The organism is Streptomyces sp. NPDC088553, assembly GCF_044752965.1.
Classification (GTDB): Bacteria; Actinomycetota; Actinomycetes; order Streptomycetales; family Streptomycetaceae; genus Streptomyces.
Genome location: NZ_JBIVMG010000006.1, coordinates 586,014 through 601,983 on the forward strand (window position 1 = coordinate 586,014; position 15,970 = coordinate 601,983).

The 15,970-nt window shown below is 75.0% G+C and carries 14 protein-coding genes and 1 pseudogene; 7 read left to right on the plus strand and 8 right to left on the minus strand.

Annotated features, from left to right (window positions below; translation table 11 throughout):
* Window positions 1–84 precede the first annotated feature (84 nt).
* Window positions 85–780 (plus strand): pyridoxamine 5'-phosphate oxidase family protein, encoded by a 696-nt coding sequence (locus ACIP8Z_RS23325; protein WP_402086303.1) that lies wholly within the window; start codon window positions 85–87, stop codon window positions 778–780.
* 24 nt (window positions 781–804) lie between these two features.
* Here ACIP8Z_RS23325 and ACIP8Z_RS23330 read toward each other — a convergent pair whose 3' ends face one another.
* Window positions 805–1,683 (minus strand): RNA polymerase subunit sigma-70, encoded by an 879-nt coding sequence (locus tag ACIP8Z_RS23330; protein WP_402086306.1) that lies wholly within the window; start codon window positions 1,681–1,683, stop codon window positions 805–807.
* A gap of 39 nt (window positions 1,684–1,722) precedes the next feature.
* Entirely contained in the window at window positions 1,723–2,103 is a 381-nt protein-coding gene (locus ACIP8Z_RS23335) for a DUF6479 family protein (protein WP_319316161.1), read from the minus strand.
* Window positions 2,104–2,254: 151 nt separating this feature from the next.
* Here ACIP8Z_RS23335 and ACIP8Z_RS23340 point away from each other — a divergent pair, with 151 nt between their 5' ends.
* Both ACIP8Z_RS23340 and ACIP8Z_RS23345 read left to right on the plus strand, forming a co-directional pair.
* Window positions 2,255–2,764 carry a SigE family RNA polymerase sigma factor gene (locus ACIP8Z_RS23340; RefSeq protein ID WP_402086309.1) on the plus strand — a complete coding sequence of 170 codons (510 nt, stop codon included), beginning with the start codon at window positions 2,255–2,257 and terminating at the stop codon, window positions 2,762–2,764.
* A gap of 98 nt (window positions 2,765–2,862) precedes the next feature.
* Window positions 2,863–4,188, plus strand: coding sequence for a hypothetical protein (locus ACIP8Z_RS23345; RefSeq protein WP_402086311.1), 1,326 nt, complete (start codon window positions 2,863–2,865; stop codon window positions 4,186–4,188).
* A gap of 61 nt (window positions 4,189–4,249) precedes the next feature.
* On the opposite strand, the gene ACIP8Z_RS23350 is transcribed toward ACIP8Z_RS23345, so the two are convergent.
* Window positions 4,250–5,941 (minus strand): bifunctional 3'-5' exonuclease/DNA polymerase, encoded by a 1,692-nt coding sequence (locus tag ACIP8Z_RS23350; protein ID WP_402086313.1) that lies wholly within the window; start codon window positions 5,939–5,941, stop codon window positions 4,250–4,252.
* 208 nt (window positions 5,942–6,149) lie between these two features.
* Window positions 6,150–7,394, minus strand: a complete 1,245-nt coding sequence (locus tag ACIP8Z_RS23355; RefSeq protein WP_402086316.1) for a LuxR C-terminal-related transcriptional regulator — start codon at window positions 7,392–7,394, stop codon at window positions 6,150–6,152.
* Window positions 7,395–7,534: 140 nt separating this feature from the next.
* On the opposite strand from ACIP8Z_RS23355, the gene ACIP8Z_RS23360 reads away from it, so the two are divergent.
* Both ACIP8Z_RS23360 and ACIP8Z_RS23365 read left to right on the plus strand, forming a co-directional pair.
* Window positions 7,535–8,476, plus strand: a complete 942-nt coding sequence (locus tag ACIP8Z_RS23360) for an NADP-dependent oxidoreductase (RefSeq protein WP_402086319.1) — start codon at window positions 7,535–7,537, stop codon at window positions 8,474–8,476.
* A 202-nt stretch (window positions 8,477–8,678) separates the two neighbouring features.
* Window positions 8,679–9,263 (plus strand): GNAT family N-acetyltransferase, encoded by a 585-nt coding sequence (locus ACIP8Z_RS23365; RefSeq protein ID WP_402086322.1) that lies wholly within the window; start codon window positions 8,679–8,681, stop codon window positions 9,261–9,263.
* A gap of 54 nt (window positions 9,264–9,317) precedes the next feature.
* Here the strand turns inward: ACIP8Z_RS23365 and ACIP8Z_RS23370 are convergent, their stop codons facing one another.
* From ACIP8Z_RS23370 to ACIP8Z_RS23385, 4 genes and pseudogenes are all read right to left on the minus strand, one after another.
* Window positions 9,318–9,671, minus strand: a complete 354-nt coding sequence (locus ACIP8Z_RS23370) for a hypothetical protein (protein WP_402086324.1) — start codon at window positions 9,669–9,671, stop codon at window positions 9,318–9,320.
* A 164-nt stretch (window positions 9,672–9,835) separates the two neighbouring features.
* On the minus strand, window positions 9,836–11,950 hold the full coding sequence (locus tag ACIP8Z_RS23375; protein ID WP_402086326.1) for an FtsX-like permease family protein: 2,115 nt from the start codon (window positions 11,948–11,950) through the stop codon (window positions 9,836–9,838).
* A 230-nt stretch (window positions 11,951–12,180) separates the two neighbouring features.
* A pseudogene (locus ACIP8Z_RS23380) lies at window positions 12,181–12,954 on the minus strand (ABC transporter ATP-binding protein); the annotation flags it as partial.
* Window positions 12,955–13,040: 86 nt separating this feature from the next.
* Window positions 13,041–13,859, minus strand: a complete 819-nt coding sequence (locus tag ACIP8Z_RS23385; protein ID WP_402086329.1) for an NAD(P)H-binding protein — start codon at window positions 13,857–13,859, stop codon at window positions 13,041–13,043.
* A 92-nt stretch (window positions 13,860–13,951) separates the two neighbouring features.
* On the opposite strand from ACIP8Z_RS23385, the gene ACIP8Z_RS23390 reads away from it, so the two are divergent.
* Together ACIP8Z_RS23390 and ACIP8Z_RS23395 are read left to right on the plus strand one after the other, a co-directional pair.
* The gene (locus ACIP8Z_RS23390) at window positions 13,952–14,341 is read left to right on the plus strand and encodes a winged helix-turn-helix transcriptional regulator (protein WP_402086332.1); all 390 of its coding nucleotides are present in this window, start codon (window positions 13,952–13,954) and stop codon (window positions 14,339–14,341) included.
* A 107-nt stretch (window positions 14,342–14,448) separates the two neighbouring features.
* A complete protein-coding gene (locus ACIP8Z_RS23395; RefSeq protein WP_402086554.1) occupies window positions 14,449–15,540 on the plus strand; it encodes a DUF2786 domain-containing protein in 1,092 nt (363 codons plus the stop codon).
* The last annotated feature ends 430 nt before the right edge of the window (window positions 15,541–15,970 follow it).

Here is a 15,970-nt window from a genome sequence, read left to right on the forward strand (position 1 = left end):
AGGTGGGCGGGGGTGGCGGGGCGGGGGCCGGAGGTCGTACAACTCCGGGGGATCTTTTACGGCGGTCGAGGACCTGGGGGAAGCGTGAGCGGCGGTACGGACGCGGGCGGCGGGGACGAGGTGCTGGTCGTCACCGAGCGGACCCGGTTGCGGCGGTTGCGGGAGAAGGGCAGTCATCGGCGGGCCGATCTGGACGCCGTGCTCCGGGCCGGGTTCCTCTGTCATCTCGGCGTCCCCGTCGACGGCACGACGATGGTGGTGCCCACCGCGTACGGCGTCGAGGGCGACCAGCTGTACCTGCACGGGTCCGTCGCCAGCCGCAGCCTCGTCCAGGCGCCCGACACCACCGTCTGCGTCACCGTCACCCACGTCGACGGGCTGGTGCTGGCCCGTTCCGTCTTCGAGCACGGGGTGAACTACCGCTGCGCGATGATCTACGGCGTCCCGCGCCTCGTGACCGACCCGGACGAGAAGCTGCGCGGCCTGCGGGCGCTCACCGAGCAGAGCTCCCCCGGGCAGTGGGAGTACGCACGGCAGCCCAGCCGCAAGGAGCTGGCCGCGACCGCCGTGCTCGCGCTCGACCTGACGGAGGCCTCCGTGAAGACCCGCGGCGGGCCGCCGGACGACGGTGATTCCGAGGACGCGGCGCTCGGACTGTGGGCCGGGGTGCTGCCCGTGGTCACCACCTTCGGTGAGCCGGTCACCGATCCCGTGCTGCCCGCCGACGTCGTACCGCCCGCCCATGTGGCATCCCGTGCGGGGCGCGTCCTCGGGGAGTGAGCCGGGGGAGCGCGCGGAGAGGGCTCAGAGCTGGAGCCTCAGGCGGCCCAGGTGGTCCGCGTCCGACAAGGCGTCGATCGCCGTGATCCGGTCCTCGAGGACGGTGAAGGCGAACACGAGCCGCGGGTCGCCCTCCGCCGGCCAGGCCAGCCCCGCCGCCCCGTCCACCAGGGCCTTTCTCGCCGTGCTCAGCTGCGGGGCGATCGCCTCGGCGACCGGCCCGGGGCCGTGCACGTTCGCCGCCCCGGCCCGTTCGGCCGCGGCGTCCGCCCGCAGCACCACGGCGGGGTCGAGGAGCTCGCGCAGGGCGGCGGCGTCGCCGCTCCGCGAGGCCGTCAGGAAGGCCGCGACGACCTCCCGCTGACGCGGCAGGTCCGGCTCCGGCATCTCCTCGGCCTCCCGCAGCCGGTAGCGGGCCCGGCCGGCGAGCTGGCGGGTGGCGGCCGGGGTGCGTTCCACGATCGGGGCGATCCGCTCGTACGGGACGGAGAACTCGTCGTGCAGGACGAACGCGAGCCGTTCCGGTGGTGTCAGTCCGTCGAGGGCCGTCGGCGGGGGCGGTTCCCCGGGCTTGCTCCGGTGGTCCGGCACGCCCGAGGCCCACGGGTCCCACGGGTCCCAGGGGTGTTCGCGATGCGTCTCGCGGGACCGGAGCCGGTCCAGGCAGGCGCGGGCCACGGCCTCGGTGGGGTCGTACGGGGCCGGGACGGGGCCCGGCGCGATCGGCGGCCGGGCCGGCCAGGTCCTCCGTACGTCCTCGACCGCCTCGTCCGCCTCCTCGAAGGTGCCGAGGAGGCGGTGCGCGACGGCCCGCAGGTGCGGTCGGTGCTCCTCGAAGGGAGCTGCGGGGAGGGCTCCCGGGAGGGCTCCCGGGAGCGTTGCGGGGACAGCGTTCTCATCCACGGGGCGTGGCCTCCGTCGGGCGAGGAGGGCAGGAGGGGATCAGTCGCCGTGACCCGTGCCTCCGCTGCCGAAGCCTCCGCTGGAGATCCCGCCCCACTTCCGCTTCTCCTCGGTCGGCGGGTCGGGTGACGCCTCCGAGCCGTCCTTGAGCTGGTACGGCATGAGCCGGTGCTCGCCGTCCGTCTGCGGCATCTCGGTCGGCCTGCGGTACCCGGACGCCTCGCCCGGCAGGCTGCCGTCGTCCGGCCGGTGCGGCTGCTCCTCCGGCGTGGGCGGAGCGGATTCACGGTTGCGGACCCGGATGCCCAGCCAGAACGCCGCGATCAGTACGGCGACCAGGACGAGGCCGCCGATCACCTGTCCGAGGCCTGACTGCCAGACTCCCGCGGCCAGGGTCTGGGCTGCGCTGAGAGTGTTCATACTCCAGGATTACCCCTTTTCTGCCGTTTTGGACGCACCTGGCGAAGACGCCCGCGGATTCCTTCGAAGTCGCTGAAACATTTGCCCCTCCCCGTCGCGTCAATGAGGTGTACGGCGACCACACCACGTGACCGCGAGGGAAAGGAGGGGCATGAGACAGTCCCGCGCGGACGAGTTCCTGGAGTTCGCCGCCGCCCGCACGAGCCCGCTGTTCCGCTCGGCGTGCCTGCTGACCAGTGGGGACACCCACCTCGCCGAGGACCTCACGCAGGAGACCCTCGGCAGGATGTACGCCCTCTGGGGCCGCATGGCCCGGATCGGGAACCCCGCCGCGTACGCCCAGACCGTGCTCGTCCGCACGTTCCTCAGCCACCAGCGGCGCCGGTCGGCCACCGAACGCCCGCTCGGCGAGCTACCCGACCGCGCCCCCGACCACGGCGAGGACCCGGCCCTGCGGATCGCGCTGCTCGACGCGCTGGCCGGGCTCGCCCCCAAGGACCGGGCGGTCGTGGTGCTGCGGTACTGGGAGGACCGCAGCATCGAGGAGACGGCCGACGCCCTGCACGTCAGCTCCGCCGCGGTACGCACCCGCTCCGTACGCGCCCTCGCGAAGCTCCGCGAACGACTCGGCGGCAGCATCGCCGAGTTCGCCGCGCGCTGACCGCCGCCGGCCGCGCCCGCCCCCGCGGGACTTCCTCCTCCGCACTTCCTCCTCACCCCAGGCTTCCTCATCCACTGACCGGAGACGGTGAATTCGACATGCCTCAGAACGAAGGCCCCCAGCACGAAGGGTTCGAGGACGAGCTCGGCGCGATGCTGCGCCGCACCGGCGACGGCTTCGCCGCTGATGACCGGCGCGAGCTGGTCGAGGGCGGTCTGCGGCGCGGCAAGCGGCGTCTGGTCCGCCGTCGCCTCGCGATGACCGGCGGCGTCCTCGCGCTCGCCGCCATCGGCATCGGCGGTGCGTACGGCGGCTCGCTGCTGTCGCCCGCCGCGGGCCCGTCGCCCACCTCCGTGGCGGCGCCGCCGACGCCGCGCGCCACCACCGACCCCGTCCCCGGGAAGCAGCTGCCGGGTGAGGCGACGATCCCGGTCAAGGACATCGCCTCCGCCCTCAAGAACAACACCCCGGCGGGGACCTGGCAGTTCGACAACCTCGACGGCACGGGCCAGTCCGTCGCCGGCGTCTTCGACGACGGCAACGGCAAGGCCGCCGTCACCGTCGGCCTCTTCCGTACCGGCACCGGCGAGGCGGGCGAGGACCAGGTGGCCTGCCCGGACAAGGTCGCCGTCCCCTACGACGACTGCACCGAGGAGAGGCTGACGGGCGGCTCCCGGCTCATGATCCTCCAGGGGTACGAGTACCCCGACAAGCGCGAGGAGACCAAGGCCTGGCGTGCGGTCCTGCTCACCCGGGACGGCTTCCTGATCGACGTGAGCGAGTACAACGCCGCCGCCGAGAAGGGCGCTCCCGTCAGCCGTGAGAACCCGCCCTTCACACCCGCCCAGCTCAAGGCGCTCGTCACGGCCCCCGACTGGGGCCCGCTGGCCGCGCAGCTGCCCGAGCACCTGGACGCGGCCGGCGGCGAGGGCGGCCAGGGCAGCGGCGCCGGCCAGGGCGGCGGCGCGGACGAGCCCCCGCGGCACGTGGAGCCGGACGGCGCCGCCGTCCAGTCCACCTTGCGCTCCCTCCTGCCCAAGGGCCTGAAGGTCGCCGACAAGGGCGGCGAGGGCGAGTACGCCTACGTGGTCGTCGACGACGGCAAGGGCAAGAGCCTCGTCCAGATCAACGTCCAGCCGAACATGTCGAACGTGGCCGGCGACCTCTTCGGCAGCGGGGACGTCACCACGCTCCCCGACGGCCGCAGGGTCAAGCTCACCCAGGAGCCGGGTGAGAAGGGAGGCGAGGGCGTCGTCTGGTGGACCGTCGACACCATCACCCCGGAGGGCTTCCGGGTCGTCGTGTCCGCCTTCAACGCCGGCACCCAGCACGAGGCGGCCACCCGCGCCGAGCCCACGCTGACGATGGAGCAGCTGAAGTCGATCGCGCTGAGCCCGAAGTGGCAGAAGCTGCCCACGAAGTAGCGGTCGGACAGGAGGGCCCCGCACGCGTCCGCGTGCGGGGCCCTTCGGCCTTCCCCCGCGGCTACTTCGCGTCCGCGTACCGCTCCACCGTGGCCACCGTGAACGGGAACCGCACCGGCGTGTCCCCGAACGCGATCCGGCCCGCCTCGTCCCCCGCCGCCCGGATCGCCGCCGTGACCGCCTCGGCCTCCTCCGCGGGGCAGTGCACGATCACCTCGTCGTGCTGGAAGAACACCAGCTCCGCCCGCATCCCGGAGAGCGACCGCCGCAGTGCGGCCAGCATCAGCAGCGCCCAGTCGGCCGCGCTGCCCTGCACCACGAAGTTACGGGTGAACCGGCCCCGCGCCCGCGCGTTCCCGGAGGCGTAGCCGGGGGTGAACTCCGCCTCCTCCGCCGCCGGTTCGCCGCCCTCCTGCGGCAGGCCCGCCTCCTCGTCCTCGCCCGAGCCGACCGCCCGCGGGCTGGTCCGGCCCAGCCAGGTCCGTACGAGCCGGCCCTCCTCGCCCGCCTTCGCCGCGTCGTCGACATAGGCCACCGCGCGCGGGAAGCGGCGCCGCAGCGCCGCCAGGTTCTTCAGGCCGTCGCCACTGGTCTGCCCGTAGATCGCGCCCAGGAGCGCGATCTTGGCGTGGTCGCGGTCGCCGGAGAAGGCCCGGTCCGACAGCCGTGTGTAGAGGTCGTCGGGGTGCCCCGCGACCTCCATCAGGCCCGGGTCACGGGAGATCGCGGCCAGCACGCGCGGCTCCATCTGGTCCGCGTCGGCCACGACGAGGCGCCAGCCCTCGTCCGCGACCACCGCGCGCCGGATCACCTTCGGGATCTGCAGGGCCCCGCCGCCGTTGGTCGTCCAGCGCCCGCTGACCGTGCCCCCGGGCAGGTACTCCGGCCGGAAACGGCCGTCCCGCACCCAGTCCTGGAGCCACGACCAGCCGTGCGCCGTCCAGATCCGGTACAGCTTCTTGTACGCGATCAGCGGCTGCACCGCCGGGTGGTCGAGCTCCTCGAGCTCCCAGCGGCGGGTCGATCTCAGCCGCACCCCGGCCTGCGCGAAGGCCTTCACCACATCGGCGGGCAGATCGGGCCGGACCCGGCGACCGAAGGCCGCCGACACCTCGTCCGCGAGCTCCGCGAGCCGGCGCGGCTCGCCCCCGCCCGCGTACCGCTCGCCGAGCAGCTCGTGCAGCAGGTCCCGGTGCACGTCCGCCCGCCACGGCAGGCCCGCCCGGTGCATCTCGGCGGCCACCAGCATCCCCGCCGACTCGGCGGCCGTGAGCAGCCGCATCCTGCCCGGGTGCTCCGCCCGGTCGTGACGGCGCAGCTGCTCCGCGTAGACCGCGAGGAACCCGTCGAAGGGGACGGAGACGACGGGGCGCGGCTCGAAGAGCGAGTCCTGCGAACCGGGCTCGGCGCCGCGCTGCGGGGGGTCGGGGGGCACCGGGGCGTTCCGCAGGCGCGCCCAGGCCGCCGCCGCGGAACGGGGCTCGCCGAGCCGCCCCTCGTGGCCGAGGAGCAGCTGCTCGGCGTCCTCCACGTCGTAGCACCGCTCGACCCGTACGCCGCCGGCCAGCAGGCGGGGGTACACCTCGGCCGTCGACCGCCACACCCAGCGGGCGACCTCGGGTCTGGCCCGTACGGCCGCGACCAGGTCGGGCTCGCGCCGCACGTCTCCGGCGGGCAGGCCGTCGGGGCCGAGGGGGACGAGCAGCGCGCCGTCTCCCTCGGCTTCGGCTGCGAGGGCCCAGCGCTCGGTCATGGGTGCGAGTCTGACACCCGGCACTGACACCCCCCGGCCTCCGCCGCGCCGCGCTCCCCGCCCTTGCGGAACAGTTGCCCACAACCTGGGGAGGGGGAAGTCGCCCACGACCGGGGGAGTGGGAAGGGGGGAGGGGGCACGCGCCCGCGTGAAGGTGGCGGGTGGCCGGCGCGGCGCCCCACCGCTCGGACCCCGCGCGCCGCAGGCGTTACGCCGCCGCGTGGAAGAGGGCCGCTGCCTCGCCACGGGAGTCGACGCCCAGTTTGTTCAGGATGTTGGCGACGTGGAACTTCACCGTCGACTCGCTGATGTGCAGCGCCTCCGCGATCCTCCGGTTGCGGTGACCGAGGGCCAGGTGCCGCAGGACCTCGACCTCCCGCTCGCCGAGGCCGGTCAGCGGGTGCGCCGCCTCGACCGGCGCGGCCGGTGCCGCCAGCGGGATCACCGCCGTGATCGTCGTGCCCCAGCCCGGCACCGCGTCCATGTCGAGCCGCCCGCCGAGCACGTCGAGCCGGTCCTTGATCGTGCCCGCGCCCAGGTCGCAGGGGGCGAGCGCGCCCGCCCCGTCGTCGCGTACCGAGGCCCGCAGCTCGTGTTCGGTCAGCTGCCAGCCGACGTGGATCCGGTGCACCGAGTCCTGTTCGAGCACGATCAGGAGCAGGGACCGGACGATCGCCCGCGCGCTGTGCGCCACGTCCGCGGCGAGCGAGCGGTCCGAGTCGGGCGCGCCGAGATCGAGCCGGACCTGGCTGTGCCGGAGCATCGGCCGGAGTTCGGCGGCGAGCCGCTCGAAGGCGTCCTGGACCGGTTCCTCCGCGAGCGCCCGGTCGCGCCGCTGCGCCGCGCGCATCTCGATCAGCACCGACGCGGCCAGGTCGGTCGCGGTCGCCCGGGCGGTCGTGTCGTCCAGGGCCCGGCTGCGCAGCACCCCGAGGACCCCGGAGAGGGCCGCGGAGTGCGTGGCGGTCAGCTCCGCGATCACCCGCGCCCGGGTGTCGGCCGCCGCCCGCGACCGTGCAAGGGCCCCCGGCAGGGCCTCCGTCGCGAACCGGTCGAAGTGGCTTGCCACCAGGTCCCACAGGGCCTGCGCCACGGCGAGTTCGGCCTCGCCCGCCGGGACGGCGCCGTCCTCCCGTACGAGCACGAGGACCGCCCCGCGCGCGGTCGCGTCGCTGGTGACGGCGACGACCTCGCGCTCACGGCCACCGATCGTCGCCACGCCCTGCCAGGGCCTCCCGGGCACGCCGGCCGCGAGCAGCGGGGCCAGTTCGGAGGCGGTGAGCAGCTCCGTACCGCCGAGGGCCTTGAAGGGCGAGTGGGCGCAGTGGGTGGAGAGTTCGGCCGCGTCCACGTGCGGGACGAGCGGGGCGAGGGCGGCCGAGACCTTGGGGAGGATCTCCCCGAGGGGCTGCCGGATGATCTCGTACGCGGTGGTCAGCGTCTGCGCGTCCATGCGAGCGAGCGTACGCGGGGAGGGCTGGGGAGCGGCCGGTCTTTCGGCCAGGTGGGACTGGCCGTCGGGAGGGCGGGGAGGGGGTGGCCGTGGCCGCAGGCTGGGACCGTCGAAGTGAACGGGCGGCTGTGGAGGCTGAGATGGAAGCGATCGTGTACGTCGAGTTCGGTGGTTCCGAGGTGCTGCGGCACGCGACGGGTGTCGCCGTACCGGAGCCCGGTCCCGGCGAGGTGCGCGTCAGGGTGGCGGCCGTCGGGGTCAACCCGGTGGACTGGAAGCGCCGTTACGGCTGGGTCGAGGAGTTCTACCCGACGACCTTCCCCGCCGTCCCCGGCCTGGAGTTCGCGGGCACCGTCGACAAGCTCGGCGAGGGCGTCACCGGTCTGGCGGTCGGCGACGAGGTCCTCGGCTGGACGAAGACCGGCGCGTACGCCGAGTACGCGATCGCCGGCATCGTCGCGCCGAAGCCGGCCGGGCTGTCCTGGGAGGCCGCCGCGAGCCTCCCGGTGGCCGGCGAGACGGCGCAGCGGGTCCTCGACCTGCTCGGCGTACGGGCCGGCGAGACGCTGTTCCTGCACGGTGCGGCGGGGGTCGTCGGCTCGGTGGGCGTCCAGCTCGCCGTCGCCGCCGGGGTCACCGTGATCGGCAGCGCGTCCGAGTCCAACCACGCCTACCTGCGTGAACTCGGCGCGATCCCGGTGGCGTACGGCGAGGGCCTGGCCGACCGGGTGCGGGCCGCCGCCCCGGACGGCGTCGACGCGGTCTTCGACGCCGCCGGGCACGGGGTGCTGCCGGTCGCGATCGAGCTCATCGGCGGGGGCGAGCCCGGCGGGGAGGAGGCGGTGAAGGAGCGGATCGTGACGATCGCGGACGTGGACGCGGAGAAGCACGGGATCGTCTTCTCCGGGGTCATGGGCGACGCCGACGCCGTACGGGCCGGACTCACCGCCCAGGCGCGCGGGGCGGCGGCCGGGACCCTCGCGGTCCGGCTCGCGGACACGCTTCCCCTGAAGGAGGCGGCACGGGCCCAGGAGCTGAGCGAATCGGGGCACACGCGCGGCAAGTTGATCCTGACCCCCTGACCCCGTGACCCCGTGACCCCGTGACCCCGTGACCCCGTGACCCCGTGACCCCGTGACCCCCTGACCCCGTGGCTCCTCGTAACTCCCGTGACTTCGTGACCCCGTGGCTCCTCGTAACTCCCGTGACTCCGGGTGCGCGGTGGGGGAGGGTGGGGCGATCCCTCCGCCGTGAGCGGCGGTCACGACCTGGAAGGCGACGTCGATGTACGCGATACCCCTGGGAGACGACGGCGCGGAGCTGCGCCCGCTCGAACCGTGGCAGGCGGAGGAGTTCCTGGCGCACATGGACCGGGGACGCGAGTTCATCGGCGCGCGCAACGGGCTTCCCGACGTCGTCACCGACCTGGAGTCCAGCCGGGCGTTCCTCCGCCTCTACGCGGAGAAGGTGGCCGCCGACTCGGGCCGCATCCACGGCATCTGGTCCGACGGCACCCTCGTCGGCGCGGTGATCCTCCGGCAGCTGGACACGAAGAGCGGCAGGGCCGAGGCGGGCTGCTGGCTGGAGCCGGCGGGTGTCGGCAAGGGCCTGGTGACCCGGGCGGCCCGGACGCTCATCGACTGGGCGATCGAGGTACGCGGGATCCACCGGGTGGAGTGGGTGGTGTCCTCCGACAACGAGCCGAGCATCGCGGTGGCCCGCCGCCTCGGCATGAGCAGGGACGCCGTCCTGAGGGGCAGTTACCCGTACCGGGGACGACGCCACGACGAGGAGGTCTGGTCGGTCCTCGCGCCGGAGTGGAGGGCGGCGAAGTCCGCGTCCGCGGGGGCGGGGGAGAGCGGGGCCTGAGTCGGACGGCCGGGGCCGGGGCGGCACGGGGGTGCGTCCCGGTTCCCGTCCTGTTCAGGGCCCTTCCTCCTGATCCGGATCCTCCGGATCAGGGAGCGGCGCGCCAAGGGGCCCCTCCGGGGCCGGAGCCGGAGCAAGGGCCTGGGCCGGATGGGGGACGAAGACGCTCAGTCGGTACGTCGTCGGGTGATCCGAGCGTCCGCAGAGCATGTCCAGCCGGACCGCGTCCCAGTCGAGACCGGGCTCCTCGGCCCGTAGCCGCCGGAGCTCCGCCTGCCACTCCGACTCGTCCCTCGTCGAGTGGCGGAGCTCCCAGCGCCCGGCGTCCGGGCCGAAACGGTCCGCCTCGCGCGCGAAGTCCGCGAGCTCCCGCTGCCGCTGTCTCTTCCGCTTCCGCTGTCCCGGCACAGGGCCGATGATCGCCGTCCCCCGGAGCGCCCCGCAAGGCGTTTCGCACGGGCGGACGGGCACGGACGGGGACGGGCGGGCTGAACGGCTGGACGGGTCGGCTGGACGGGGCGGTGACCCGGCTCCGACCCCGGTCACCGCCCCGTCCGTTTCACCATCGCCGCTCAGCGCGTCAGGCGCCACGCGGGGAGGGCCGACGCGGCGATCGCGACCGCCGCGCACACGCCCGCCGCCGCGCCGACCGTGGCCCACGGGAGGGCCAGGGCCACCGGGGCCGAGAGGGCGGCGAGGCCCGCTCCCAGGGTGCCCAGGACCAGCGCGGTCACCGCGAGGCCGAGCAGGGTGCCGATCGCCACGGCGAGGGCCGCCTCGCCCGTCACCACGCGCAGGATCTGGGCCCGGGTGGCCCCGGCGAGCCGGAGGGAGGCCAGTTCTCCGCCGCGTACGGAGGTCGCCATGAGCAGGGTGTTGGCGAGGCCGATCACCGTGTACACGAGGGCGATGCCGAGGACCAGGACCATGCCGAGCCGGGCCTGCGGGCCGCCGTTCGACGGGCGCTCGGCGTCGGCCCACGCGTCGGCCGTCCTGACGGTGCCGCCGCTCGCCGCCAGGGCCCGCACCGTGGCCGTACCGCCGCCGCGTGCGTCGATCCGGTCGAGGGCGGAGCCGGGGGCGTTCGCCCGGGTGACGTACGGGCCGTTGTCGCCGGTCCCGAGGGCGAGGACGGCCGCGATCCGGAGTCGTACCGGACCGGTCCCGTCCGCCCGCCAGACCTCGACGGTCTCGCCGACCCGGCGCCGCTCGAACTCCTCGTTGACCACGATCGACCGGTCGTCGAGGTCCCGCGGATCGCCGGCGACCACGGGCAGCCGGGCGAGCTCGGCGAAGGCCGCCGGATCGGTGACCGCCCGCGCCCCGTACTTCACGACGGCCGCGTCCCCGTCCCGTACGAAGACCGAGGTCGGCCCCGTCGCGGAGACGACCGCCCCGGCGGGCGCCGCCACCGGCCTCAGGGCCGGGCCTGCCACGACGTACTCCGCGGCCGTCTGCTCGCGTCCTTCGGCGCCCTTCGCGCGCGTGACGCTCGTCGCCGAGCCGAAGAGCGTCCCGGCGAGCGCCACGGTCACGAGGACGGGGGCGGCGACGGCGGCCGTACGGCGGACCGAGGCGGCGCTGTTCTCCCGTACCAGCGTCCCCACGGCCCCCCGCAGCCTCAGCAGCCGGGCCACCGGCCGGACCAGGAGCGGGGAGAGCAGGGCGATGCCGGTGATCAGGAGCATCGGGAGGGTCGTGTACGTCTTCCGCTTGAGCAGCGCGGACGGGTCCGTCGCGCATGTCCAGGCGAGGAGCCCCAGGCCGGCCAGGAGCAGTGCCGTACCGAGCAGGGCCCGGCCGAGGGGCAGGGTGTCGGCGTCGACGTCCGCCTCGCGGAGCGCGGCCGTCGGGCCGATCTTCCCGGCCCGCCGGGACGCGGCGGCCGCCCCGGCCAGGGCGACCGTCACGCCCGTCCAGAACGCGGCGTGGAAGGGCCACACCGGGTCGTCGACCGTGAACCACGCGGGCGCGAGGCCGCCGTCGACGAGGGTCCGGGCGAGCAGCGGCGCCCCGGCCGCACCGAGCGCGCACCCGGCGGCGGAGGCGAGGACGCCGAGCGCCGCGGCCTCGGCGAGCAGGAGCCGGCGGATCTGTCCGGGGGTGGCTCCGGCGGTCCTGAGCAGCCCGAACTCGCGGCGGCGCAGGGCGACGGCGAAGGCGAAGGTGGAGGCGACGACGAAGACGGAGACGAAGGCGGTGACGCCGCCGGAGGTGCCGAGGAGGGCGTTGACGCCGACGAGGGCGTCGGCGTCCCGGTCGTGGCCGGGGTCGGCGCGCCGCCGTTCGTCGCCGGTGAGGACCTGGGCACGATCGCCGACGAGGGCGCGGACCTCGTCGGCGGGGGCGTCGACGCCGACGGCGTCGGGGCCGCCGGAACGGGTGACGGTCCAGCGGGCCCGCAGCTCACGGAGCAGTTTGTTGTCCACAGGCTGTGGACGGTCGAGCCGCCGCGCCACGGACACGGTTCCGGGTCCGCGCCGTACGTCCAGTGTCAGCCGGTCCTGACCCTGCACCACGACGGGCGAGGAGGCGAACCGCTGAGGAGAGCGCTCGGGCGCGTGAAAGGTCGCGGACAGCCCGAGGCCCATGGTGGCGAGCAGCCCCACGCCGAGCGCGAGGGCGACGAAGCCGCCGAGGAAGGAGGCCCAGCGGGCACGGAGGCCGGAGAGGACGACGGTCAGCACGTAGCGCTCCCGGGGCGGGTGGTGCTCCCGCTGGGGGAGGCGGTCCCGGGGCGGGTGGTGCTCCCGGTGGGGGAGGCGTTCCCGGGGTGGGTGGTGCTCCCGCTGGGGGAGGTGGTCCCGGGGTGGGTGGTGCTCCCGGTGGGGGAGGCGGTGGTGCGGGCCGGGCCCGGTTCCGCGACCGGCGTGACCGTCGGCGGTGACACCGACTCCGGGGCGGTCGTCCGCGGCGCCACGGTCTCCAGCGCGGTCATCCGCGCCGCGACCGCCTCCACCGTCGGGGCCGGAAGCTCACCCGCCACCCGCCCGTCGACCAGGAAGACCACCCGGTCCGCGCGGGCCGCCGCCACCGGGTCGTGGGTGACCATGACGATCGTCTGGCCCTCCCGGTCGACCAGCTCCCGCAGCATGTCGAGCACCTCGCGGCTCGTCGTCGAGTCGAGCGCGCCGGTCGGCTCGTCGCCGAAGAGAACGGCCGGACGTGTGATCAACGCCCGTGCGATCGCCACCCGTTGCTGCTGTCCGCCCGACAACTCGCCCGGCCTGTGCCGCTCCCGCCCCGCGAGCCCGACGCGGGCCAGCGCCTCCCGGACCTGGGTACGGGACGGGCGGCGGCCGGCGAGCCGGAGGGGCAGGGCGACGTTCTGCGCGGCCGTGAGGGCGGGCAGCAGGTTGAAGGACTGGAAGACGAAACCGATCCGGTCCCGCCGCAGCAGGGTCAGCCGCCGCTCGCTCAGCCCTTCGAGGGCGACCCCGCCGACCTCCACCTGCCCGGAGGTGGGCCGGTCGAGCCCGGCCGCGCACTGGAGCAGCGTGGACTTGCCGGAGCCCGACGGGCCCATGACGGCGGTGAAGGTCCCGGCGCGGAAGTCGAGGTCGACGCCGTCGAGGGCGCGGACGTCCCGGTGGTGCCGGGTGAGCCGGCGGAGCCGTACGGCGGCGGTGGAGGGCGGGGCGGAGGCCGGCGTGGAGGTGGCCGCGGGGGTGTTCGAGAGCGTCGGGGTCATGGCTCAAGCGAACCGTTCGCGCGGCCGTCGATCACGACCACTGGCGGGCGTCCAGGGGGTATGCCTGGCCCTACCTCGGAGCAGGGTCAGCCCTCCCGTACCGCCTTCACGAACACGTCGAGCGCGTCGAGCGGTTCGCGGCCGCCCAGCAGCGTGCGCAGGTCGCTCTTCACCCCCGTACCGTCCATGAAGCCGTGGGCGATCGCCGAGTACGTGCTCGCCAGCATCGGCACCTGGAACGGCACCGCCCCGGACGCGGCGATCGCGGCGCGGGCGTCGGCGAGCGTGCCGGGGGCGTACGTGGCGCCCAGGGCCTCCGCGAGGTCGGCGCCGCCGAGGGCGCGCTCGCCGACGAGCTCGTACACCCGGTTGCGGTGGGCGGCCGGGTCCGTCGCCACCGAGACGGCGATGTCGGCGAGGTCCGCGCGGGCGACGGTGGCGAGACGGCCCTCGCCCAGCGGGCCGGTGATCCGGTTGTCGGCGTCGGGCGCGGCGATCCAGGTCAGGAACTCGGCGTAGAGGCCGTTGCGGAGGATCGTCCAGTCGAGGGTGGCGGAGCTCCGCAGCCGCCGCTCGGTCCAGCGGTGGGCGAGCGCGTACGTGAGGTGGTCGCCGTCGCCGGAGAGGCTGGTGTAGACGACGTGGCGCACGCCCGCCGCCTCCGCGGCCGCTATCGCGGCCTCGTGACGGGCCACGACCGTGTCGTCCTCCCCGTAACCGGCGGAGACGAGCAGCAGCGTCTCCACCCCGGCGAAGGCCTCCGGCAGGGTCCCGGGCGCGTCGAAGTCGAGGCGACGGGTGCCGGGCAGCCCCGCGCGCGTGCCGAGGACGACGTCCTCGCGACCGGCGAGCCGTGCGGCGACGAGCGAGCCGAGAGCTCCCGAGACACCGGTGACGAGCAGCATGTTTTCCCCCTCGGGCCCTCGGGCCGTGGTGACGATGGGATGGCTGAGACCATCGTGGGGGGACGGAGAAGATCGCGGAAGGAGGCACATTCATGTCCGAGGGGCACACGGAGGTAACCACCGAACCCCTGGTGAGCTGCGCGGAGGACTGCGGGGTACGGGACGTCCAGGACCGGCTCGGCGACAAGTGGACCGTCCACGTGGTCGTCGAACTCGCGGCGGGACCGCGACGGTTCAGGGAACTCCAGCGGCTCGTCAACGGGATCTCGCAGCGCATGCTGACCCTGACGCTGCGCCGCCTCGAACGCGACGGACTCGTCTCGCGGACGGTGTATCCGACGACGCCGCCGCAGGTCGAGTACGCGCTGACGGAGACCGGGCACAGCATGACCCACCTGATCAAGCAGCTCATCGACTGGTCGCTGGACCACCGCTCGGTGATCGCCCGGTCGCGCGAGGCATGGGACACGAGGACGGCGTGAGCACGAGCAACACGGGCAACACCGGGAACACGGGCAGCACCGGCAACGGCGGCAGCACGAGCGGCACCGGCAGCACGAGCGGCACGGTCGACCGGGCCTTCGAGGCGCTGTACGCGAGGGACGACGGGTCCCTCGACACGGCGGCGTCGCTGCTGGCCGCCGACCGGGACGCCGACACGGAACTGAACCGGCGCGGCGAGGAGTTCGTGCGGACCCTGTGGGGGCGGGGCTGGCAGCCCGCGGACCTCGTACGCATCGCCCGCCGTGACCTCGCCGACGCGCACCTCCGGATCCTGACCGGCCTGATCCTGACCGAGACGGCCCGCTACGAGACGCTGCCGCACCGCTGGCGTGCCCAGCTCGACGAGCTGGACGCGTCGCCCGCCCGGCCGACGGACCGCTTCTCGTACGCGACCACGGTCCTGGAGCTGTACCGGCTCCTGGTGCGGCTGCCGAGGCTCGACGCGGTCGGGCCGGTGCCGGGGGAGGCGCTGCCGCCGGCGACGGCCGGGGAGCCGCGGATGCTGACCCGGATCCGGGCGCTGCTCGCGAAGGCGGAGGCGACGGGGTACCCGGAGGAGGCGGAGGCGCTCACGGCCAAGGCGCAGGAGCTGATGGCGCGGCACAGCCTGGACGAGGCGACGCTCGCGGCCGGGGCGCCGTCGCCGGAGACGCCGGGGGCGATCCGGATCGGGGTGGAGCCGCCGTACGAGCAGGCGAAGGCGATCCTGCTCGACGCGGTGGCGACGGCGAACCACTGCCGGGCGGTGTGGAACGAGACGTACGGCTTCTCGACGGTGGTCGGTTTCGAGGCGGACCTCGACCCGGTGGAGCTGCTCTACACGTCGCTGCTCGTGCAGGGGACGGCGGCGATGACGCGGGCGGAGGCGGAGCAGCGGGCGGGGGGCCGCAAGCGCACGAAGTCGTTCCGGCAGTCGTTCCTGCTGGCGTACGCGAACCGGCTCGGCGCGCGTCTCGCGGCGACCTCCCGCCGCGTGGCGTCCGAGGCCCCGACCCTCCTCCCGGCCCTCGCCTCCCGGGACCTGGCGGTCACCACCCGCACGGACGAACTCTTCCCGGAAACCCGGGCCACGCGGGTGCGTGCGGCCTGGGACGAGGAGGGCTGGACGCACGGCGCCTCGGCGGCGGACCGTGCCGGCCTCGGACCGGGGCGCCGGGGGGTCGAGGGCCGGGGCTGAGCGGGCGGGGCGCTGAGGCGGGAATGAGGGCGGTGCTGAGGCGGACGCCGGGGCGGGTGCAGAGGAAGGCGCTGAGGCGGGTGCCGACGCGGGCGATCGGAGGGGGCCTTCCCGGCAAAGGCCCGCCCCTCCGGTCGCCCGCGTCAGCGACCCCTCCCGACCTGCCTGACCTGCCCGCTCCTGCCCGTTGTGCGCCCGGTGCCAGGCGTGGGCGGTGGGGGAGTGGTCGAAGGACAGCCAGTGGTGGACCGAGGGGGACGAGGACCGCCCCGGAAGCCCCCGCTCAGCCCCACCGCCGCGCAGCCGTCCCGCAGGATGCGCTCGTTCACCGCGCGCCACCGCGGGCTGCCGGGCCGGTCGGCGAAGCCCGGATGGAGCACGCCCCTCCGCAGCTGCCGGCGCACCAACGACATCCCCGCCCGGCAGAACG

What these genes read in the sequence shown, in the direction of transcription:
- ACIP8Z_RS23335 (WP_319316161.1), bottom strand. Translation starts at nt 2,103, where the DNA reads ATGAACACTCTCAGCGCAGCCCAGACCCTGGCCGCGGGAGTCTGGCAG.
- ACIP8Z_RS23340 (WP_402086309.1), top strand. Translation starts at nt 2,255, where the DNA reads ATGAGACAGTCCCGCGCGGACGAGTTCCTGGAGTTCGCCGCCGCCCGC.
- ACIP8Z_RS23345 (WP_402086311.1), top strand. Translation starts at nt 2,863, where the DNA reads ATGCCTCAGAACGAAGGCCCCCAGCACGAAGGGTTCGAGGACGAGCTC.
- ACIP8Z_RS23350 (WP_402086313.1), bottom strand. Translation starts at nt 5,941, where the DNA reads ATGACCGAGCGCTGGGCCCTCGCAGCCGAAGCCGAGGGAGACGGCGCG.
- ACIP8Z_RS23355 (WP_402086316.1), bottom strand. Translation starts at nt 7,394, where the DNA reads ATGGACGCGCAGACGCTGACCACCGCGTACGAGATCATCCGGCAGCCC.
- ACIP8Z_RS23360 (WP_402086319.1), top strand. Translation starts at nt 7,535, where the DNA reads ATGGAAGCGATCGTGTACGTCGAGTTCGGTGGTTCCGAGGTGCTGCGG.
- ACIP8Z_RS23365 (WP_402086322.1), top strand. Translation starts at nt 8,679, where the DNA reads ATGTACGCGATACCCCTGGGAGACGACGGCGCGGAGCTGCGCCCGCTC.
- ACIP8Z_RS23385 (WP_402086329.1), bottom strand. Translation starts at nt 13,859, where the DNA reads ATGCTGCTCGTCACCGGTGTCTCGGGAGCTCTCGGCTCGCTCGTCGCC.
- ACIP8Z_RS23390 (WP_402086332.1), top strand. Translation starts at nt 13,952, where the DNA reads ATGTCCGAGGGGCACACGGAGGTAACCACCGAACCCCTGGTGAGCTGC.